Origin of the sequence: Scardovia inopinata JCM 12537 (assembly GCF_001042695.1) — a bacterium.
GTDB classification, from domain to species: Bacteria; Actinomycetota; Actinomycetes; order Actinomycetales; family Bifidobacteriaceae; genus Scardovia; species Scardovia inopinata.
Genome location: NZ_AP012334.1, coordinates 1,152,893 through 1,173,691, shown reverse-complemented (window position 1 = coordinate 1,173,691; position 20,799 = coordinate 1,152,893). Strand labels below are relative to the sequence as shown.

11 protein-coding genes and 3 rRNA genes are annotated in these 20,799 nt (G+C 49.6%); 4 read left to right on the top strand and 10 right to left on the bottom strand.

The window, feature by feature from the left end:
- Positions 1-8: 8 nt before the first annotated feature.
- Positions 9-671 (top strand): LOG family protein, encoded by a 663-nt coding sequence (locus SCIP_RS04780; RefSeq protein WP_006293849.1) that lies wholly within the window; start codon positions 9-11, stop codon positions 669-671.
- Here the strand turns inward: SCIP_RS04780 and SCIP_RS04775 are convergent.
- From SCIP_RS04775 to SCIP_RS04745, 7 genes are all read right to left on the bottom strand, one after another.
- Positions 655-1,332, bottom strand: a complete 678-nt coding sequence (locus SCIP_RS04775) for an O-methyltransferase (protein ID WP_006293850.1) — start codon at positions 1,330-1,332, stop codon at positions 655-657. The genes SCIP_RS04780 and SCIP_RS04775 overlap by 17 nt on opposite strands.
- A gap of 40 nt (positions 1,333-1,372) precedes the next feature.
- The gene (locus tag SCIP_RS04770; protein WP_081442855.1) at positions 1,373-2,665 is read right to left on the bottom strand and encodes a succinate dehydrogenase/fumarate reductase iron-sulfur subunit; all 1,293 of its coding nucleotides are present in this window, start codon (positions 2,663-2,665) and stop codon (positions 1,373-1,375) included.
- 23 nt (positions 2,666-2,688) lie between these two features.
- Complete coding sequence (locus SCIP_RS04765; protein WP_081442856.1) at positions 2,689-4,935, bottom strand: FAD-binding protein; 2,247 nt, start codon at positions 4,933-4,935, stop codon at positions 2,689-2,691.
- Positions 4,936-5,064: 129 nt separating this feature from the next.
- Positions 5,065-6,135, bottom strand: a complete 1,071-nt coding sequence (locus SCIP_RS04760; RefSeq protein ID WP_006293853.1) for a DNA-processing protein DprA — start codon at positions 6,133-6,135, stop codon at positions 5,065-5,067.
- Complete coding sequence (locus tag SCIP_RS04755; protein ID WP_006293854.1) at positions 6,132-7,799, bottom strand: YifB family Mg chelatase-like AAA ATPase; 1,668 nt, start codon at positions 7,797-7,799, stop codon at positions 6,132-6,134. Before SCIP_RS04755 ends, SCIP_RS04760 begins: the two co-directional genes overlap by 4 nt.
- 7 nt (positions 7,800-7,806) lie before the next feature.
- The gene (locus SCIP_RS04750; protein WP_006293855.1) at positions 7,807-8,265 is read right to left on the bottom strand and encodes a YraN family protein; all 459 of its coding nucleotides are present in this window, start codon (positions 8,263-8,265) and stop codon (positions 7,807-7,809) included.
- Between the two features lie 369 nt (positions 8,266-8,634).
- A complete protein-coding gene (locus tag SCIP_RS04745) occupies positions 8,635-9,537 on the bottom strand; it encodes a pyridoxamine kinase (RefSeq protein ID WP_006293857.1) in 903 nt (300 codons plus the stop codon).
- Positions 9,538-10,370: 833 nt separating this feature from the next.
- On the opposite strand from SCIP_RS04745, the gene SCIP_RS04740 reads away from it, so the two are divergent.
- The 3 genes from SCIP_RS04740 to rrf all read left to right on the top strand — a co-directional run bounded on the left by SCIP_RS04740 (position 10,371) and on the right by rrf (position 15,712).
- Positions 10,371-11,912: ribosomal RNA gene (locus SCIP_RS04740) — 16S ribosomal RNA — on the top strand.
- 380 nt (positions 11,913-12,292) lie between these two features.
- Positions 12,293-15,372 (top strand): 23S ribosomal RNA (locus SCIP_RS04735).
- A gap of 223 nt (positions 15,373-15,595) precedes the next feature.
- Positions 15,596-15,712: ribosomal RNA gene (gene rrf / locus SCIP_RS04730) — 5S ribosomal RNA — on the top strand.
- Together the 16S, 23S and 5S rRNA genes form the textbook arrangement of a ribosomal RNA operon.
- A gap of 1,176 nt (positions 15,713-16,888) precedes the next feature.
- On the opposite strand, the gene SCIP_RS04720 is transcribed toward rrf, so the two are convergent.
- The 3 genes from SCIP_RS04720 to SCIP_RS04710 all read right to left on the bottom strand — a co-directional run bounded on the left by SCIP_RS04720 (position 16,889) and on the right by SCIP_RS04710 (position 20,639).
- A complete protein-coding gene (locus tag SCIP_RS04720; RefSeq protein ID WP_006293393.1) occupies positions 16,889-17,257 on the bottom strand; it encodes a YccF domain-containing protein in 369 nt (122 codons plus the stop codon).
- Positions 17,258-17,537: 280 nt separating this feature from the next.
- Positions 17,538-19,655: a mannosyltransferase YkcB-related protein gene (locus SCIP_RS04715; RefSeq protein ID WP_040590685.1), complete on the bottom strand. Its 2,118-nt coding sequence runs from the start codon at positions 19,653-19,655 to the stop codon at positions 17,538-17,540.
- A 36-nt stretch (positions 19,656-19,691) separates the two neighbouring features.
- A complete protein-coding gene (locus SCIP_RS04710; RefSeq protein ID WP_231287997.1) occupies positions 19,692-20,639 on the bottom strand; it encodes a glycosyltransferase in 948 nt (315 codons plus the stop codon).
- Positions 20,640-20,799 lie beyond the last annotated feature (160 nt).

Sequence of the window (20,799 nt, the reverse complement as noted above, 5' to 3'; positions counted from 1 at the left end):
TATAGATAATGACTGAAGCTGATTTTTCTGGTATTCATAGTGGAAATTCTGAGGAATGGATTGAGACTGTTGCCCAGGAGTTTCGAGATGGTTTTAAAGTTCTGTCTGATATTGGACCGGCGATTTCTATTTTTGGTTCTGCCCGTTTAGGGAAAGGAAGCCCTTACTATAAGGCAGCGCAAGATATGGCTTCCCTGGCTGCTGCCCGGGGAAAGGCAGTAATTACAGGCGGCGGACCGGGTATTATGGAGGCGGCTAACAAGGGTGCTCATTTGGCCGGGGGCCGTTCGGTTGGTTTGGGAATTACCTTGCCCAGGGAGCAGGGAATTAACAAATATGTGGACACGTCAATTATTTTCAAGCACTTTTTCGTGCGAAAGATTATGTTTCTTCAGCATTCTCAAGGTATTATTATCTGCCCGGGAGGATTTGGAACTTTCGATGAGATGTTTGAAACCCTGACCATGATTCAGACCCGAAAGGCACCTCGCATACCGATTGTACTCTATCAGGGAAATTACTGGCATGATCTTTTCGACTGGTTGGATACGACCGTCTTGAATAACGGTATGATTTCTCCCCTGGATCCTGGAATTGTCAATTTTACTGATGACGTTGAAGAGGCTGTGGATATTGTAAGTCCGCCCCACACATTTACTTCCTTACACTAAGGAAAACCCCAGAGCCGATAGGAAGTAGAACTGAATTGAAGCTATCATCGTCAGGAAGCTGAGTAATCAAGGCTCTCATATCAACTGCTTTTTCACTGCGGTCTGCTGGGTTAACAACTCCCCCTTTTGATCCCGGTGTTTGTAAGGCCATAACATCGCTGATGACCAGGACTCCTCTGCTTTTCAACAGACGTGCTGACATGCTGATTGCTTTTTGCACGTCGGTAATCCCGTCTTTGAGGACAATCATATCGTAGTCATTTTCATTCAAACGAGGCAGATATTCATTGATGTTGGCGTTGACCATGCGTAACTTAACCGATGTATCGGCCTGGACGGATGAATAAAAGCGGCGAATAGCCTGGCTGGTCTGAGAAGATGGATTGACTATTGTCACCAAAGCCGATGAGGGCAGGGAATAGGCCAGATGAAGGACTTCCATTAGACAAGACGTTCCAATCACAATGACTGAATGCGCATTCAGAATTCTTGCCTCTTGGGCTATAAATTCGCATTCGCTCGCAGATGCTGTCAGCTGCCCTTCCTGGACTAAGACACTGTTTTTGCGGGTATCATGCATAAACTCAGATTCCTGGTCCAGTTCGTGCTGTTCCGTATACTCCCAAATTTTTGAAAGAGATGTGTGAAAATTTTGATCCATACCTAAATAGTAGGGGTATCGTCGGAGAAATTAACCCTGTTTATTGACCGGCTGAACGGGTAATTGCCTGCCAGATAACTTCCCCTACATCAATATTTTGTGGGCAGTTCAGGGAACAAGCTCTGACCGATTGGCAGGCGGATAGGGCATCGTCTTCAGACAGTCGTTTCCATCGTTCAGTCTGTGCACGATCTCGGGAATCCTTAATGAATCTAATCTGGCTGACCAGGGCTGCCGGACCGATGAAGGCTTCCCCGCCGACAAAAACAGGACAGGCTCCTTCGCAGATTCCACAACTGATACAAGTTGAGAGCAGCTCAAATTGTGCTAATTCTTCTGGTTTTTGCAGATATTCAAGAGCGGTGATATTTCCCTTATCTGCTGATGACGAATTTTCCGGATCCTGCAGAGAATCCGGATCCTGCAGATAATCCGGATCCTGCAGATAATAAGGTTTGAGTTTCTTTATCTGGTCAAGCATGGGTTTGATATCTGTTATCAGATCTCTTACCGCAGTAAAACCAGGTAGGGGAGCCAGGTCAATCCACCCGTCTAGGCCTTGTTTTGTGATGTTATCTGTATTGGTATGTGTGCTTTGGGTTGTGCCTTCGTGTGCGTGCGCATGCTCGTATATGTCAGGTCTCTGGTTTGCGTTGTCGCCGAGTCTGTGGCTGCCGGTTTTGCGGAAACCGTTAGGAGAAGAAGCTTTACGAATCCTGTCCTGATCCGGATAATCTGGGTAATCTGGATAACCTGGGTAATCTGTCTGACTTGCCTGGTCTGTTTGGTTTATCTGGTTTATCTGATCTGTCTGTATATTGTCTCCTACTGTCGATGAGCACAGGAGCTTGGGGACAGAATTGATGGCTACAGCATCTGTTCCGCACATTCCATGACCACAGGAATAGCGGAAGGCCAAGGTCGGGTCCTGCTCTCGTTTTATCTGCAGTAAGCAGTCCAGGATAGTCTGATGAGGGGAGACAGTCAGATTGTAAGTTTGGACCCAGGAGCGGGTTTTGGTTTCCTCAGATGAAGGTTCTTTAGGGGCAAATGTAGTAGCGAAAGGACTACGATGTCTCCTACGGGGCAGGCCTCTCGGTCTGGAATTGTTGCCTACACCCGCTGCTGTGTTAACTACTGCATCTGCAGACGCTCTAGCCGCCACATCTGCGGCGCTCTTTGGTTCGGTTGCCACCTGAATATGGCTGAGGCGGTGAACCCGAAAGGCTACTCTAAGCTTATTCATGTGCCTGATTTCCTCATGAGCTATGAAAGTATGACTGCTGCTTCCTCGTCCTGTGACGAGGGTGGATTTTCGGTTGGGCAGACTCATGCCCTGTGTTTATAAAAAATAGTCTAGTAGGAGCGTTTCTCAATGGGAAAGAATCCAACTGTCACAGGTTTGGTCTCAACGTCGCCGGACAAGTTGATGAATGTGTGGTGGAGGAAGTGAGTATCATCACGCTGCGGAAAATCAGTGCGGTATAAAGAACCTCGAGATTCATGACGATTCATCGCGCTGCGAAGCATGGCCCTGGCGACTTCAGCTAAATTTCTCACTTCCAGGATAGCGGTAAGTTCTTGGTTATATTCCTTCTGATCACTGTGAGCACTGAGAGCACGGATTTTCGGGATAAGTACGGATTGAAGGGTATTCAGTGCTTGACTGATAGAGTCCTGATTGCAGCGGATGGCGAATTTGCTTTCCATCAGTGTACCCAACTCTTCCATGAGCTCGTAGGCGTTCTCTTTCCCATCATTGCCCGACTCCTGAAAAAAATTCTGGTCCTGTCCTGAATCCTGTTTTGACCGCTGGACTGACCCCTGTTCTGACTCTGGATAATTTAGATCGTCGCTTCCTTCTTTTTCATGGTTTGCGCTGAGGTCGGAAGATGTGTAGTTCCTTTCTGATCGGATAGCAGACAAATTATCTTGTCTGATACAGTGGTGCAGCAAATGAACAATATCTTTCTGTCGTGTCTGGAAGAGTTCTTCCAACTTCTGTTGGCCCTCGCTGTAAGCTGGTAACTCGCCATTCGAGGCAGTGTGTGATCCATCATGGAAGACATGAAAGATGCCAGACGGGTCATGTGGTGAGTCAGGCTCAGCATTACAAGTACAGTGCTTTTCCAGACAGCTGGTGATATGTTCCCCGGCTCGTTTTCCAAAAACACAGGCATCCAGGAGGGAATTGGCCCCTAACCTGTTGGCACCGTGGACGCTCAGGCAGGAACATTCACCAACCGCATAGAGACCGTGAATCAGAGTTATCGTGCCCTGAGCTTTTATGCCCCGAGTTTTTGTATCTCGAGCATTTGAATCTTCGTCCTTGCCAAAACCTGATTGCCAGGTATAGACCTGTCCATACTCGGTGACGGGAATGCCACCCATGGTGTAGTGGGCAGTAGGTTTGACCGGAATCATATCTTTCCGAGGATCTAATCCCGCGTAACGCTTGATAGTAGCGACAACCTCAGGCAAAAAATTCTGCAGTCGATGGTTATCTATGGCGGTTAGATCTAGCCAGACGCAATCCCGGAGGCCATCAGGACCTTGAGGGTCTGCTACTCCCAGACCTGAGTCAACCTGATCCATGATTGCCCGGGTAACTACATCTCTGGGTGCAAGGTCTTTATGCTCAGGGGCATAATGAACCATAAATGCTTCTCCCTTGCGGTTGCGCAAAACCCCACCTTCACCTCTGGCAGCCTCAGAAAGAAGGATCCCTGTATGGGCCAAACCCGTGGGATGGAACTGGATAAATTCCATATCTTCAACCTGGAGTCCTGCTTCCAGGACAAGACCCATACCGTCGCCTGTTAAATCCCAGGAATTTGACGTAGTGTGAAAAAGCCGCCCTGCTCCACCGGTTGCCAGAACAAGATTAGAGGCGGACACTTTATGAAGAGTTCCAGTGCTTGTATCGAGAGCAACTACCCCCTCCACCTGATTATGGTCAATGGCGAGATCAGTCACATACCAATTTTCGGCAAAGGTAACTCCCTCTTTGATGCACTGCTGCCACAAAGAATAGAGAATCTGGTGACCAATTCTGTCCGCCGCATAAGCAGTTCGTTTAATCGGAGCTTTCCCAAAATCTGAGGTATGTCCACCGAAGCGGCGTTGTGCAATTCTGCCATTCTCTTTCCTGCTGAAGGCGACTCCATCATGTTCAAGGTTTATCACTGTTTGCGGTGCTTCTTGCGCAAGAATACGTGCCTTGTCTTGATCTACAAGCCAGTCTCCTCCTTTCACCGTGTCATACCAGTGCCATTGGTAGGAATCTTTCTCTTCATTACCCAGGCTTGCAGCAATTCCTCCCTCTGCGGAACCTGTGTGCGACCGCAAGGCTGGAAGTTTGGAGATGACGAGCAGGCGAGGCCTGTTACTATTAGATAAGTCAGGCGATGCGGCAGAAGCTGACCGAAGAAGGCCCAGAGCGGCAGATAAACCCGCAGCACCTGCCCCAACAATCACGACATCGTAATCTTCCTTTTTGCGATTGGTTCCTCCGGGAGTATTCCCAGGTTTGGGCTTATCCGATTCATGTGATTCGCCTATCCTGTTTGACCTGGTGGATGAAGATGAAAAAGCAGAAACCATACTGTGATTCTGTCATATCTCTTTAACATTTCTGATTTGATTTATTAATATTGATTCTTGTCCATTTTTTCCTCCTTATGCGTTCGTTACGGTTCACGATTGGTCTTATGAGTTATCAATCTTGTGTTATCAATCATGACTTATCAGAGGATCATGCGGTTCATGACATATGTCTGACAGATCCGTTGAGGTTAGTAGAAGTGACGCCTTTCCTTGAGCAATTAAGCCATTGCAACCGGTGTTATAAGGCTTAATGTTGTCTCCCGGGGCTGCATAAACCATCCGATTGAGATCAGCCGCCCAGGTAGCAGTGTTCAGGGCGCCAGAACGGTGACGGGCCTGAGCCACAATTAATGTTCGTGACAAAGCAGCGATCAGTCTGTTCCGCATCAGAAAACGAAAGCTCTCCGGCAAGGTATCAGGTGGCAACTCACTAATGAGAGCTCCATGATGATTTTCGATTGTCTGGAAAAGGCGTGCATTGCGGTGGGGACCACAGGTATCGAGCCCTCCGGCAAATATGGCTATAGTTCTACCAGCATTATTTCCCAAATCTTGGAAGGCTGACAGGGCTCCCCAGTGGGCTGCACTATCAGCTCCCATGGCCCCTCCTGAAATTACGCAGTGTCCATGGAGAGCCGCATCTCTTCCGCAGTTGAAAGCCGTTGTCTTTCCATACTCATTACAGTCTCTGGAACCTACGATTCCCACGGGAGAAGAGCAGGAAGTCAGGGCTTGCGGGTCTCCTTTCACCCATAAACAGAGGGGAGGGGTATTCCCCAGTATTTGATCCAGATCTTCCAACTGCCAGGGCCAATAGGGACTGGAAGGGGTAATAATGCTATATTCGTTGTTCTGTGTTAAATAAATCCACAGTTCGGAAGAGTCAAGATTCTCAATTTTTTTCATTCTTTTTACCCACCGAAGTAGGACTTGGGCAAAAGCCTTATATGCTTTGTCTTCTTTGTCATACCGATGATAGCGAAGAATCCTTTCTACATACTTATGCTGCACAGCTGATAAAGAAATCCTCTCTGCCAGAAGATACCTGATTTCTCTCACCAGGTCTGCTGCTTCAACGCCGCCTTCTTGAGGTTTAAGCAGGGCATACATAATAGCCTGAGGACTGTTGGCGCAATAGGCTAAAGTCGCCAGGGCTAAAATTTCCTGCTGCTGTTCAGTAAGAATAGTGTGACTCATGTCAGATCACCGGTCCTTAGCATAATAGCTTCTTCCATAGTGGTGCTAGTAGGCTCAGCATGTCCTTCCAAATCAGCTAGAGTCCAGGCTATACGCAGTGTTCTGTCAGCGCCACGCATACTGAGTTCTTCTTTTTCAACCGCGTGACGTACCAGCCGCAGCACTTTTTCTGGTGTATTTTCCCGCATCCACTGTCCTGGGGCCTGTGCATTGGTGGACCAGCGAACCTTCTGAAAACGGCGGGCCGCCCGCTGACGAGCTGTAATCACTCGATCGCGCATGGCGGTAGAAGAGTAGGTTTGGTTGCCATATGCTGTTTTCCCTTCCGCAGCTTTTTCAAAGAATTCCTGAGTAGTTTCTATATCGATGAGTTTGGGGGTATCGACTGCAATATGAATATCAATCCTGTCCATAATCGGCCCTGATAATCGTCCCCAATACCTGCTTCGCTGCCGGGGTGTACAGGTACAGCGTTTGCCGCTTCCCCAATTAAAACCACAGGGGCAGGGATTGGCAGCCATAATAAGCTGAAATCGGGCTGGATAAAACGTTGTTCCTTTTGCTCGAGACAGGCTTATGATCCCTTCCTCCAACGGCTCCCGCAGGGCTTGAAGACATTTTGTTGAGAATTCAGGAGCCTCGTCCATGAATAAGACACCGCAATGCGATCTGGTTGCTGAGCCAGGCTGTGCAAAACCGGCTCCTCCTCCAATCAGAGAGGCAACGGTTGCTGTGTGGTGAGGAGCTTCAAAAGGAGGGAGAAAGTCCAGATCTGCTCCATGGAGGGTGCCGCAAACAGATTTAATCGAAGCAACTTCCAGGCGTTCTTCCTTTGTCAGAGGGGGAAGAATAGTGGGAAGCCGCCGGGCTAGCATGGTTTTTCCTGCGCCGGGAGGCCCCGTCATTATCATGTGATGCCCTCCAGCTGCAGCTACTTCCAAAGCGTGTTTGGCAAAGGTTTGCCCTATTACCTGTGTGAAATCAAGATTTTGCTGGTTGTCAAATCCGCAGCTTGCTGAATCGGAGAACTCTGATAATTCTCTGTGCAGCTGGAAGTGATTGTTATCCAGCTGGACAGACAAACCAGCAAGAGTGCTCCCATCATCCTTCAGAGGCCCGTATCGTTTGATCAATGTTTCCTCCATTTCCGACCGAGGCCTTAAAAGCATCATGAGCTCAGCAATATGGCGGATTCCAATCACCCGCAAGCCAGGGACTAAAGTTGCTTCCTGAAGATTTTCCTGAGGAATAACAACAGTATGCAAATCATTGCGTTGTGCATATAGAAGCATAGGGAGAATGCCTTTCACAGGCATAACAGATCCGTCAAGATTGAGCTCACCAATGAGAAGACACTTGCTGATAACATCGGTGTGGATAGCTTGGCACGAAGCAAGAATGCTTGCTGCTATCGCTAGGTCGAATGAAGACCCGCTTTTCGGAACTGAAGCAGGAGATAGGTTAACGGTTACCCTGGTTTGTGGCCAGGGAAAGCCACAAATTGTGCAGGCAGACTTGACCCTGTCACGGGCTTCAGCCAGGGAGGTATCCGGCAGACCAATTATGGAAAAGAAAGGCAGACCACTGCTGGTGAAAGCCTGTACCTGAATTGTGTATGCTTTCAAGCCCCATAATCCGACAGAAAAGGCAGTTCCAATAGGCATGTGATTCTTAGATTCCTTTCACATGAGAAATGGTGGGTTTTAAGGAATCTTCAAAATCAATTGCTATGGCATCAAAACGAGTCTGTCTTTTGCCCTCCGCCGGATGAGCATCACGCCAGAGAAAACTAGCCCTCCTCATACGCTCGAGTTTCTGCGGGGTGATAGCCTCCATAGGTGTTCCGAAGAGCATGCTCCGTCGGGTTTTCACCTCGGCGATGATCAGTCTCCTGCGAGGTTGAGCAACTGTCGGCGGTGCCAGAGCGACGATGTCCAGCTCTCCATACCGGCATGACCAGTTACGGTCAATTATCCGATAGCCGTTTCGTTCAAGATAGGAACATGCTATTGTCTCTCCGTATGCTCCTAGCTCCTTTGCTGTCATGGAAGCTACGGGCTGGAGACAGTCCTTATGTGGCTTACTTTCCCAAAGTCCCTGCAGGGGCTTTAATACATGTGTTTGACTCATATCTCTACTAAAGCATGCAACGCCTCAGCATGAGAAGTTTTTTGCCCAATGTGGTCAAACGTGAAACACGCCTCAAAATTAAGGACTTTATCACTGCGGATAAAATGTGGAAAAGTGGCAGCAGGCTGGTAATAGCCTGCTGCCACTGCAGTTTATACCTCTACAATTTAGGCCTATACAATATAGGCAGCCTTCCCCGGGTGCTTGGCCATATTGTTTGCAGCAATTTTTGCAGCAAAACTTTCTTTATATGCCTCTGAGCATAGACCTCTGAACCCTATTCCGGGCATGAAAAGTAAGAGCTCTCGATTTTGAGTTCTTAATCATAAACTCTTAATCATGAGCTCCTAATCGTGTAAGAGGAAGCAATTAGTCTTGTACCAATGCAGTCAGCTGAGCAAGATTTAATTCGAAACTGACCCCTCTCTGCTCAAAATTCGGCTGCCGGCGGGTAGAAACCATAGCGTTGCGAACAAAATCGCCAGCAATGTAAGCAGCTTGATCCAAGGGTTTCCCAGCCATAACTGCTCCGCAGAGAGCGGAAGCGAAGGCATCGCCAGTTCCATGAATCATAAAGGGAAGTTTCTCGTGGGCAATCTCAACTTTTCCTGCGGATCCACCTGTCTGAGTTGCCACAAAATTCCTCAGCACCCCATCCTGCCGATCAATACCTTTGAGAACCACATTTTTGGCCCCCAGATCCAGGAGGGAATCTAGAGCAGCATTTACCTGAGTATCGGTAAGATTCTGTCCTTTATACTCTCTTCCAGTCAGTATAGATGTTTCAGTCAAATTGGGCATGAGAATATCTGCCCCATCAGCCAGCCGGCCCATAGCCTGACATAGCTCCTGGGTATAGGTAGGATACATTTTCCCACCATCGCCCATGACTGGATCTACTAATCTCAGAGCCCGAGGATAGTCCTTATATAATCGTTCAATCAAATCAACCTGCTGAGCGTTCCCCAAAAAACCTGAGTATACAGCGTCCAGGTCAACCTCTTCTTCTTGCCAGGCATCAAGATAAGCAGACAGGATATCCGTAGTGTCGTGAAAAGTATAGGTTTTATATTGAGTGTGGGCTGACAAAAGAGCGGTGGGAACGGGGCAGACGTCGCATCCGCTGGCAGAAAGAATAGGAATCGCCGCAGTCAGAGAGCATTTTCCATAACCACACATGTCATGAACAGCAGCAACTCGGGGGATATATGTAGAATCGCGCTGATAAAGAAGTGGACCGGTCGGATCGGTATTTTTTTGGTAGATAGACATAGCAGCTCGCCTCGAATCTGTTTTATTTTTGTTCTAATACTGTTTAATACATCCAATACATCTGCAGCAAACTTCTATTCTATTCAATGCGTCAATATTAGGTGTGTTCTAAAGGTTGTTTTATCCAGGGTGAGCTAGATAAAACAACCTTACCGGTAAAGCTATTATAAAGTGACTTATGTCCCAGATCTCTTAACTGGGGACACTATATGAGACGGTTATGTATTTCTGCTTTGCTATGCCTGTGCTTCGTAATGCCTCTATTCGGCAATACTTCTGTTTCTCCACTCAAGGTGAAAGATAATTCAGATTCAGAACAGTACGTTTATGCTGATGAAGAAATTTTTGACTATTACCAAGGATAATGGAACAAATAATTTGTTTCCATTTCCCATCATGGAGACATCATGGAGAAAGGGACTTTTCGAATAGAGATATGCAAATGCCTTGATTAGCAAGGCATGATAAGAAATTAGTCTTTTGCGACACGCCGGGGGGTTGTGGTGTGGGGTGGGGTGGTGTATTGTTTTTTTTTGCTGCCTGCGGGGTTGCTTCCTTCGTGGTTGGGGGTTGTGGCTGGTTGTGTGGTGGTGGTTTGAGAACTCAATAGCGTGTTTTGTGCTACTTTTTATGCCTGAACTGAAAGTTTGTTTTTGGTTTGGTTTTTGTTTTTTGATTGCCAGTGTGTTTCTCATGGGTGTGCTTGTGTGGTGTGCTTGTGGGGGGCATGTTTTTTGTGTGAGGTGCTTGGCTGCCTGTGGGTGGTTGGGTGTCCTTGTGCTTTTTGTTTTTTTCTTTTTTGTGGGCTTGTTTTGAGTCTTCTGTGAGGTTTTTTTGTGGAGGGTTTGATTCTGGCTCAGGACGAACGCTGGCGGCGTGCTTAACACATGCAAGTCGAACGGGATCCTGCTTGGTTTTTGCTGGGTGGGTGAGAGTGGCGAACGGGTGAGTAATGCGTGACTAACCTGCCGTGTAGTTGGGTATAGCTCCTGGAAACGGGTGGTAATACCGAATGGTCCACTGGGCTGCATGGTCTGGTGGGAAAGTTTTGTGTGCTATGCGATGGGGTCGCGTCCTATCAGCTTGTTGGTGGGGTGATGGCCTACCAAGGCTTCGACGGGTAGCCGGCCTAAGAGGGCGACCGGCCACATTGGGACTGAGATACGGCCCAGACTCCTACGGGAGGCAGCAGTGGGGAATATTGCACAATGGGGGGAACCCTGATGCAGCGACGCCGCGTGCGGGATGGAGGCCTTCGGGTTGTGAACCGCTTTTATTGGGGAGCAAGCTGGCCCTGTGTGGGTTGGTGAGTGTACTTGGTGAATAAGCACCGGCTAACTACGTGCCAGCAGCCGCGGTAATACGTAGGGTGCAAGCGTTGTCCGGATTTATTGGGCGTAAAGGGCTCGTAGGCGGTTCGTCGCGTCTGGTGTGAAAGCTTACTGCTTAACGGTGGGTTTGCGTTGGATACGGGCGGGCTTGAGTGCAGTAGGGGAGACTGGAATTCTCGGTGTAACGGTGGAATGTGTAGATATCGGGAAGAACACCTATGGCGAAGGCAGGTCTCTGGGCTGTTACTGACGCTGAGGAGCGAAAGCGTGGGGAGCGAACAGGATTAGATACCCTGGTAGTCCACGCTGTAAACGGTGGACGCTGGATGTGGGGCCTATTTCCACGGGTTCTGTGTCGGAGCTAACGCGTTAAGCGTCCCGCCTGGGGAGTACGGCCGCAAGGTTAAAACTCAAAGAAATTGACGGGGGCCCGCACAAGCGGCGGAGCATGCGGATTAATTCGATGCAACGCGAAGAACCTTACCAGGGCTTGACATGTGAGCGTTGATCTTAGAGATAGGGTTTCCCTTCGGGGCGCTTTCACAGGTGGTGCATGGTCGTCGTCAGCTCGTGTCGTGAGATGTTGGGTTAAGTCCCGCAACGAGCGCAACCCTTGCCTTGTGTTGCCAGCGGGTCGTGCCGGGGACTCACAAGGGACCGCCGGGGTTAACTCGGAGGAAGGTGGGGATGACGTCAGATCATCATGCCCCTTACGTCCTGGGCTTCACGCATGCTACAATGGCTGGTACAGCGGGATGCGATACGGTGACGTGGAGCGGATCCTGTAAAACCGGTCTCAGTTCGGATCGGAGCCTGCAACTCGGCTCCGTGAAGGTGGAGTCGCTAGTAATCGCGGATCAGCAGTGCCGCGGTGAATGCGTTCCCGGGCCTTGTACACACCGCCCGTCAAGTCATGAAAGTGGGCAGCACCCGAAGCCGGTGGCCTAACCCTTGTGGGGAGAGCCGTCTAAGGTGAGGTTCGCGATTGGGACTAAGTCGTAACAAGGTAGCCGTACCGGAAGGTGCGGCTGGATCACCTCCTTTCTACGGAGATGTGTGCCCCCTGTGTGGGGGTGTTTTTTCTGCCAGTCGTGTGGCTGGTGTGGTGTGGATGAGTCGGAAAACAAGAGGGTAGTGTGGGGCATGCTGTTGGGTTTCCAAACCGCGACTGTGCGGTGTGGGGGCTTCCTGGTGTGTGGTGATTGCTGGTGGGTGGTTGCTGCGTGTCTGGGGTGGTGGTTTGAGAACTGGATAGTGGACGCGAGCGAATGCCTTGCCTGTTGGGGTGGGGTGTTTGTGGTGCATTTTCTTCCCGTGCTTCTCTCTTGTGGGAGGGGGGTGTGGGGTGAATGTTTTAGTTTAGTGTGATCATTATTGTGTGATGACAGTTGTTGTCTGGGGTCGTTAGGCTGGTGAGTGATGTGAGTGTTGCTTGCTGTGGCTTATGGTGGATGCCTGGGCACGCATGACCGATGAAAGACGTGTGGGGCTGCGATAAGCCTCGGGGAGTTGCCGACAGGGCGTTGATCCGAGGGTGTCTGAATGGGGTAACCTACTGGCTGTTGTGGGCTGGTACCGCGTGTGTGCGGGGGGTACGCAGGGAAGTGAAACATCTTAGTACCTGTAGGAAAAGATATTCTGTGAGTAGTGGCGAGCGAAAGCGGAGGAGACTAAACCATGCGCGTGGTAGAGGCGCCTGCTGATGCGTGTGTGGTGTTGTGGGGTTTCCCGTGGGGTGCAGGCGTGCCCCGTGCTAGTGATAAAGTTGGATATGAGGTGAACATGGTTGAATACATGACCGTAGAGGGTGATGGTCCCGTAGCCGAAAGTGTCTGGCCTGGTTGTGGAGTGTCCCCGAGTAGGACGAGACTCGTGGAATCTCGTGTGAATCTGCCCTGACCGTGGGGTAAGTCTAAATATGTGTGCGTGACCGATAGTGGACGAGTACCGTGAGGGAAAGGTGAAAAGTAGCCCGGGAGGGTAGTGAAATAGTTCCTGAAACCATAGGCTGTCAATCCGTCAGAGCCCTTTGTGTGGGGTGATGGCGTGCCTATCGAAAAATGAGTCTGCGAGTCAGTGGCATGTGGCGAGGTTAACCTGTGTGGGGGAGCCGTAGCGAAAGCGAGTGTGAAGAGCGCGTGGTTAGTCGCATGTTCTGGACCCGAAGCGGGATGATCTAGCCGTGAGCAGGGTGAAGCGCGGGTGAGACCGTGTGGAGGCCCGAACCCACCTAGGTTGAAAACTGGGGGGATGACTTGTGGTTAGGGGTGAAAGGCCAATCAAATTCCGTGATAGCTGGTTCTCTCCGAAATGCATTTAGGTGCAGCGTTACCAGGTCGCTTGCTGGGGGTAGAGCTACTGGATGCCGACGGGCCCATGGTGGGTACTAACGGCAACCAAACTCCGAATACCAGTAGGTGTGTGGTGGCAGTGAGTCAGCGGGGGATAAGCTCCGTTGTCGAAAGGGAAACAGCCCAGATCGTCGTTTAAGGTCCCTAAGCGTGTGCTAAGTGGGAAAGGATGTGGAGTCGCATGGACAGCCAGGAGGTTGGCTTAGAAGCAGCCATCCTTGAAAGAGTGCGTAACAGCTCACTGGTCTAGTGGTTCCGCGCCGACAATGTAGCGGGGCTCAAGCACACCACCGAAGACGCGGCAATCAGCTTGAAGGCTGGTTGGGTAGGAGAGCGTTCCCTGCTGGGGTGAAGCATGAGTGGAAGCTTGTGTGGACTGTAGGGAAGTGAGAATGCAGACATGAGTAACGACAGGCGGGTGATAATCCCGTCCGCTGGATGACTAAGGGTTCCGGGGCCACGTTCAACGTCCCCGGGTGAGTCGGGTCCTAAGGCGAGGCCGACAGGCGTAGTCGAATGGATGAACGGGTTGATATTCCCGTACCGGTGGTATACCGTCATAACTTGAGGCGCTGGTAGGGTGGTCCTGCTTGTTTTTTTCCTGTCTTTCGGGGTGGGAGAGAGGCGAGTGGTGTCATTACTGGCTGGTGTAGTAGGGTAGCAGAGGAGTGACACATGAGGATAGCTGTCCAGCCCGGTGGTTGTGGTTGGCTAAGCGTGTGGGGCGTGTGATAGGTAAATCCGTCACGGTGTGCGTCTGAGGCGTGATAGGCATGATCCTGTAAGGGGTTGTGTGATGGTGGGTCCTTGTGTCGAGAAAAGCTTCGCTGTCAGGTGTGCTACCGCTCGTACCCTAAACCGACACAGGTGGTCAGGTAGAGTATACTAAAGCGTTCGAGTGAATCCTGGTCAAGGAACTCGGCAAATTACTCCCGTGCCTTCGGTATAAGGGAGACCCTGCTGGGTGATCTAATGTACGTTAGGGAGCTTGACGGGGTGGCACAGACTAGGGGGTAGCGACTGTTTACCAAAAACACAGGTGCATGCGAAGACGTAAGTCGCGGTATATGCACTGACGCCTGCCCGGTGCCGGAAGGTTAAGAGGATCCATTAACCCTGTGGGTGACGTGGTGAATTTAAGCCCCGGTAAACGGCGGTGGTAACTATAACCATCCTAAGGTAGCGAAATTCCTTGTCGGGTAAGTTCCGACCTGCACGAATGGCGTAACGACTTCCCCACTGTCTCGACCAGGACCTCGGTGAAATTGCAGTACGAGTAAAGATGCTCGTTAAGCGCAGAAGGACGAAAAGACCCCGGGACCTTTACTATACCTTGGTATTGTCGTTCGCTGCTGGTTGTGTAGAATAGGCGGGAGACGGTGAAGCATGGTCGCTAGATTGTGTGGAGTCGACAGGTGAAATACCGTTCTGCTGGCAGTGGGCGTCTAACCTCGAACAGTTATCCTGTTCAGGGACAGTGCCTGGCGGGTAGTTTAACTGGGGCGGTTGCCTCCTAAAGAGTAACGGAGGCGCTCAAAGGTCCGCTCAACCCGGTTGGCAATCGGGTTACGAGTGTAATCATATAAGCGGGCTTGACTGTGAGAGTGACGGCTCGAGCAGGGACGAAAGTCGGAGATAATGATCCGGTGCCGGTGTACGGACGCGGCATCGCTCAACGGATAAAAGGTACCCCGGGGATAACAGGCTGATCATTCCCAAGAGTCCATATCGACGGGATGGTTTGGCACCTCGATGTCGGCTCGTCGCATCCTGGGGCTGGAGCAGGTCCCAAGGGTTCGGCTGTTCGCCGATTAAAGCGGCACGCGAGCTGGGTTCAGAACGTCGTGAGACAGTTTGGTCTCTATCCTCTGCGCTCGTTGGAATCTTGAGGAGCCCTGCCCATAGTACGAGAGGACCTGGGTGGACGAACCTCTGGTATGCCAGTTGTCACGCCAGTGGCATGGCTGGTTAGCTACGTTCGGATAGGATAACCGCTGAAAGCATCTAAGCGGGAAGCCTTCTCCAAGATAAGGATTCCCGAAACCCTTCGAGGTTTGAAAGACCCCCGGTAGAACACCGGGTTGATAGGCCAGACGTGGAAGCATGGTAACATGTGAAGCTGACTGGTACTAACGGTCAAGAGCAACTACTCTCTTTCTCACCATTCTTACCATCAGCTTATACGAGTATGTATGAGCATGCGGGTAAGAACAGTGTAACACTCCTCACAGCAACAAGAGAACACACTACTGTTAGTGACACACTCTCAAACTATATACTACACCACCCAACCTCAAGCAAGCAGCCGCCCCGTCCACTAACCGGTCCCCAACCCACCACACAATAAAACAACAGAATAATAAGAGAATAGAGTCTTGTGGCGGTCATAGCCCAGGGGAAACGCCCGGCACCATCCCGAACCCGGAAGCTAAGACCTGGCACGGCAATGATACTCCATCCGACAGGACGCGGGAAAGTAGCACACCGCCACACACAAACATTAACAGTACGATGAAGGGTTTAACCGGCCACACCAGTTAAACCCCCCACCAATACCTATTAAATTCCTGATTTGCCAATTTAATCGTTACAGTTTGGCGATGTATGAGTCATAAATATTTTGTGTGGTGTTTTATAGTTAGACTCTCACAAGGAATACGATTGCGTTTAGCTGCGACACGACGAATATACCAGGCGTTCACGTTAGTGAAGTCCATAGTTTTAGGCAGCCCACTACGACGTAGCAATCCATTCGAGTTCTCGTTTAAACCACGCTGCCCAGGGCATCCTTGATTAGCAAAGAACACACTTGTATCAGTATCACGAATGGCTTGTTTCCACTGAGCAATTCTAAACCCCGGCCAAAAGTAATAGACTTTACCGTGTTTATTGGCTGTCGTGTAAGCCACTCATGCAGAGATTCTTCTATATCATCTGTTTTACGACCCGTGGTAGGTAGAGTTACGATACGTTTACTCAGTCTTTCTACTAGTGTTATGACACAGCGTATTCTGCCTTTACCCACGATAGTGTTTCCTTCCCAATGTCCAAACACGTGCATGTAGTCAGGAAAGATGCTGCTTCTTTCGTGGATAGACACCGCGCCTATTAACCGGCTCTCTTTTCCTCGTGATGATTCTTCCGTCGTTTCCCCTTCCATTGCAGTAACGCGATAGAGAGAGTTCCTTTCTGAGCAAGCCAGTAGAGACTACGTGTAGAACACCCAACATTCTTCGTGCGAGCGATTACACCAGGACTATACCCATATGACAGATACTGACGAATGCGCGCACAGTCCTAGAAGCCAAACACAAGCGATGTCTTCCTCGAAGACTTCTAGGGATACGAGTGTATTGGAACCATTCAGAAATATTTTACCAGTGTCTACCCACTGATTAATACGATAAATGGTAGGGCGAGACTGATGAGTAATGACGCTAACCTGCATAACTGATAATCCTGAATGAAGGTACCTGTGTATGAGTGCTGCTTCTTGTATGGTAAGTTGTGTATGGGTCATTGAATTTATTCTTTCCTGTAGGATGTGGTAATTCACAGGATATCAATGGCCCTTTTCTTTTACCCACGAGTGTAACGATTAAATTGGCAAATCAGTAAAACTTATTATCTGGATGTTTATACGATAATTCCCGTAAATTGCAGGTGTCTTTATGCGAAAGATACTACTTCAGAGCCAAAGGGCCAGAAAGCCAGTGCTGCCATCTTGAAAGACTGAATACCAAAGGGGATACCTATAATCGTTATACAATTACCAACTCCGGCTGTGATGTACGCTAAGGCCATTACCCAGCCACATGTCAGTGCCCATACAATGTTAAGGATGCTGAATCCTGCTCCCCGGCTATAAACAATAGTCTTTCCAAAAGGAGTGAGGGTAAGGCTGGCCATTTTGAAACATTGCCGGCCAAGGGGGATACCAATGATAGTGATGTAGAAGAGGAGCCCCAGGAGAAACCAGGCGATCGAAATTATCAATCCGCCAAGAATAATCCAAATAATATTACCGAGCAACCGCATAGGTTCTCCTTTCACTGTGTGATCTTTCATCGCTCATTTTTACAGCATAGGTGCAGTCCGTGAGCTGCGGAAGGTTTTCGACGTGTATGCCTGAAAATGATAGATATTCTCTATGCTACACAATGTTACACGAAGCTGGTCATTTCATTTTCATGAAAGGCATTGTGTTGTCACTTGGCTGACATGAATCTCACCTGGCTTTAGCTCGATGGGCTTCCGCCAGGTGAGAATTCATTTCGATTAATCATTTCGATCAATTGCTTCAATGAATCGTGGAGAATCAGGAAGTCAGATCGTACAGGGTTACTCCATCAACTGTAGTTGCTGTGAAGTGAGTTGAGACCCATTGAGCAATCTGAGATGCAGTGGATGACCCTCCATTTTGCTGGCCTCCCATGCCACTGCCTGAAGAAATATAGTAGTGGATTAATCCTTGCCTGACATAGCGCTTAAATTGTGCCAAGGTAGGATAGGCATCAGATCCATTAAATCCTCCTATAGCCATGACGGGCTTCTGGCTGGCCAACTGATAGGTAGCAGCATTCTGAGACCCAGTCGTAGCAGCTGCCCATCTGTAGGAACTGGCATTCTTGGATAACAGGGAGATGAGACGGGAGCTGACTGAATTGCTCCTGCCTCCCAGGAGACCGGAGCCTCCTGTTGCTTGACCTGAATATGCCTGCTGTTTCCTGCTCTCGCCTGAGCTGCTTCCATTGAAGAATCCTTTTCCTCCAGGCCTGCCTCCAGGTCCGATATTTCCTCCTGGGCCGCCGCCCATAGGGGAGCCGCCTTGGGAAGACGGTCCTGCAGAGACGATGGATCCTTGATGGCCGGTAGATACAGTTGCCACTGTCCAGGTGAGGGGGCCGACAAGAACTGCGGCAGAGCTGATGACCAGTGCAAGGATTCTTGCCAGACGCAGACTGATAGATGCTTGACCGTGAGTTTGGAGTAAGCCGGTAATTGCAAGAAGGACTGACCCCGTAATGGTCACGATAAGAGTCAGAGAGGCTAACCAGGAATAAGATCCGGCTGAGGAGATTATTTTCTGCGACCACAGACCGGTGATCAGTATCAGGGCAGAAGCTGTTAGTACCGACCAGCTGCTTTTTCTTTTCATCCATAATCCAGCTATGGCAATGGCTGCCAGGGTAGATATAGCGGGGCTGAGAGCAACAGTATAGTAAGCATGGAAAATCCCGGACATAAAGCTGAAAATCAGCCAGGTAACCAGGAGCCAAGTACCTGTCATTAGAACATGAGCCCGGCGTAGATCTGTCCGTTTCTCCCGGTGAGTGATGATCAGGCCTACGATGATACCGGCAAAGGCAAAAAATGCCAACCACGTAATCTGTCCTGCAAAATCGCTGGTAAATAACCTGTTCCAGCCGGTCTGCCCCCACATTCCGGCCTGGGATCCTCCTGTCCGGGAGCCCCCTGCCCCAGATCCACCAGGGACAACAGAACCAGTTTCGTTTCCTGTTAACCGGCCCAGGCCATTATAACTAAAAGTCAGCTCCAGGAAAGAATTTGACTGAGAACCCCCTATATAAGGCCGCTTATCTGCTGGAACAAGAACGGTAAGAATAACCCACCAGCCAGCACTGACAATCATGGCAATAAGAGCTAGCAAACCATCACCCAATCGGCGGATAAATTTTGTAGGGGAGGCAACTAAGAATGCCATGATCATTCCTGGCAAAACCAGGAGGACTTGGAATTGCTTAGTTAAGAAACCGAAGCCTACTAAGACACCGGATAGAACCATCCACCATGTCCGACGGCGGTTACCTTTTCTGCTGGTGTTGTACTCCAAAGACCGCATGAGGCAGGAGCTGGCAGCAATCATGAGGAAAACCAGCAGGGCGTCGGGATTATTGAAGCGGAACATGAGAGCAGTCACGGGGGTGGTAATAAATATGCCACCGGCTATGATGCCAACCCAGTTGCCCCAATATCGACGGACAGTAGCGTACAGAAGATATGTTGACCCTATCCCCAGCAAGGCTTCCGGAAGAAGAATAGAGAAAGAACTTAGCCCCAGAAGTCGGACTGACAGGCCCATCAGCCAGATGGAAGCCGGCGGCTTATCTACTGTGATGGCATTTCCCGCATCGGAAGATCCCCATAGGAAAGCAGACCAGTTTTGAGAGGCTGCCTGCGCTGCTGCAGAATAAAATTCGTTGGCGTATCCTGATGCTGTTAGATTGATGAAGAAAACGGCACAGGCAGCCACCATGAGCAGGCTCACGGCTATCCAGTCTGATCGACGGCGGTGAGGCAGGATGTAGAGGCTGGTAACTGCTGATGCCTGTGAACCGAGTGCCTGTGTGTCTGGTGCCTGCGGTGGGTCAGCGGCTGATATTTTTGTTTTTGACCCTGCGATTGCTGATGTCATGAGTTGCCTTTCTTAATTTTAATTACGCAGCGATGATTACGCAGTGAAATTTGTGAGGATAGCAGGATGATTTCTTGAGACTGTGGAATTACCCAAGAGGGATATGGGAATCAGGCTTCCGGCGAAGGGGCTGGCGTGAGTCTGCCTATAGGCATCCGCCTGATGACTGAGGATTTGCTCAGGATTGGTGCTGTTTCTGAAAGTTTTCATCCGTTTCATGCCTTGAAGGTCTTTCCAGGCTGTATCAAAGATCTTGACCGTCGTTCCCCTGTCTTCAACCCAGCGAACAGGTATTTCCTTGATTTTCCAGCCTTTATCTTGGGCCAGAAGAAGGAGTTCGGTATCGAAAAACCATTCATTGTCCACAATCAGAGGGAGCAAGTCCTGAAATCTTTGCCGCCGAATTGCCTTAAATCCGCATTGCGCATCGTGAAAACGAGCTCGGGAATATGTTCGAAGAAGAAAATTGTATGAGCGAGAAATAAACTCTCTGCGGGCAGATCGTTTAATCCAAGAACCTGCAAGAAGGCGGGAGCCAATTGCAATATCGGCTTCTCCAGATAAAAGTGGAAGAATTAAAGAGTCGATCTGTTCCAGTCCTGTAGACAGATCGACGTCCATATAGGCACAGACCTGGGACTTAGACTCTCCCCAGGCACTTTTGAGAGCGAGTCCCCGCCCTTTTTCCCTAATTCTCACTGCCCTGATACGGTCGGGGTAGCGGTGGCTGAGTTCGGAAGCAATCGACCAGGTAGTATCAGTGCTGGCATTATCTGCTATGACAATCTGCCAGCTGAAATTTGCCGGAACTCCATCTGCGATAATAGCCCCATATTCATTCACCGTTCCCGATAAATATGCTCCCAGCTGCCTGATAGAAGTCTCCAGCTCTTCCTCTTCGTTATAGACAGGAATGACAAAATCAACGTCACTATCCTGAGGGCTTCCGCAGCGGTCAATGATTTCTGCTGTGTTCTCTGTCATATTCCTTTGGTCCATGATCTTTCCTTTCAGATGGGAATCTTACAAAGAATGAAACTCTCTTTACCTTGCGATGAGATTCCAGGATGGTCATAATGAACCGATAAAATTATCGCAATTTTCTTTTTATAGTCTGGAAAAAATCTAAAAACTCAGATTTTGC

Excerpts from the sequence above, each read along its gene's own strand:
- SCIP_RS04780 (WP_006293849.1), top strand. The coding sequence starts at position 9 with ATGACTGAAGCTGATTTTTCTGGTATTCATAGTGGAAATTCTGAGGAA.
- SCIP_RS04775 (WP_006293850.1), bottom strand. The coding sequence starts at position 1,332 with ATGGATCAAAATTTTCACACATCTCTTTCAAAAATTTGGGAGTATACG.
- SCIP_RS04770 (WP_081442855.1), bottom strand. The coding sequence starts at position 2,665 with ATGAGTCTGCCCAACCGAAAATCCACCCTCGTCACAGGACGAGGAAGC.
- SCIP_RS04765 (WP_081442856.1), bottom strand. The coding sequence starts at position 4,935 with ATGGTTTCTGCTTTTTCATCTTCATCCACCAGGTCAAACAGGATAGGC.
- SCIP_RS04760 (WP_006293853.1), bottom strand. The coding sequence starts at position 6,135 with ATGAGTCACACTATTCTTACTGAACAGCAGCAGGAAATTTTAGCCCTG.
- SCIP_RS04755 (WP_006293854.1), bottom strand. The coding sequence starts at position 7,799 with ATGCCTATTGGAACTGCCTTTTCTGTCGGATTATGGGGCTTGAAAGCA.
- SCIP_RS04750 (WP_006293855.1), bottom strand. The coding sequence starts at position 8,265 with ATGAGTCAAACACATGTATTAAAGCCCCTGCAGGGACTTTGGGAAAGT.
- SCIP_RS04745 (WP_006293857.1), bottom strand. The coding sequence starts at position 9,537 with ATGTCTATCTACCAAAAAAATACCGATCCGACCGGTCCACTTCTTTAT.
- SCIP_RS04720 (WP_006293393.1), bottom strand. The coding sequence starts at position 17,257 with ATGCGGTTGCTCGGTAATATTATTTGGATTATTCTTGGCGGATTGATA.
- SCIP_RS04715 (WP_040590685.1), bottom strand. The coding sequence starts at position 19,655 with ATGACATCAGCAATCGCAGGGTCAAAAACAAAAATATCAGCCGCTGAC.
- SCIP_RS04710 (WP_231287997.1), bottom strand. The coding sequence starts at position 20,639 with ATGACAGAGAACACAGCAGAAATCATTGACCGCTGCGGAAGCCCTCAG.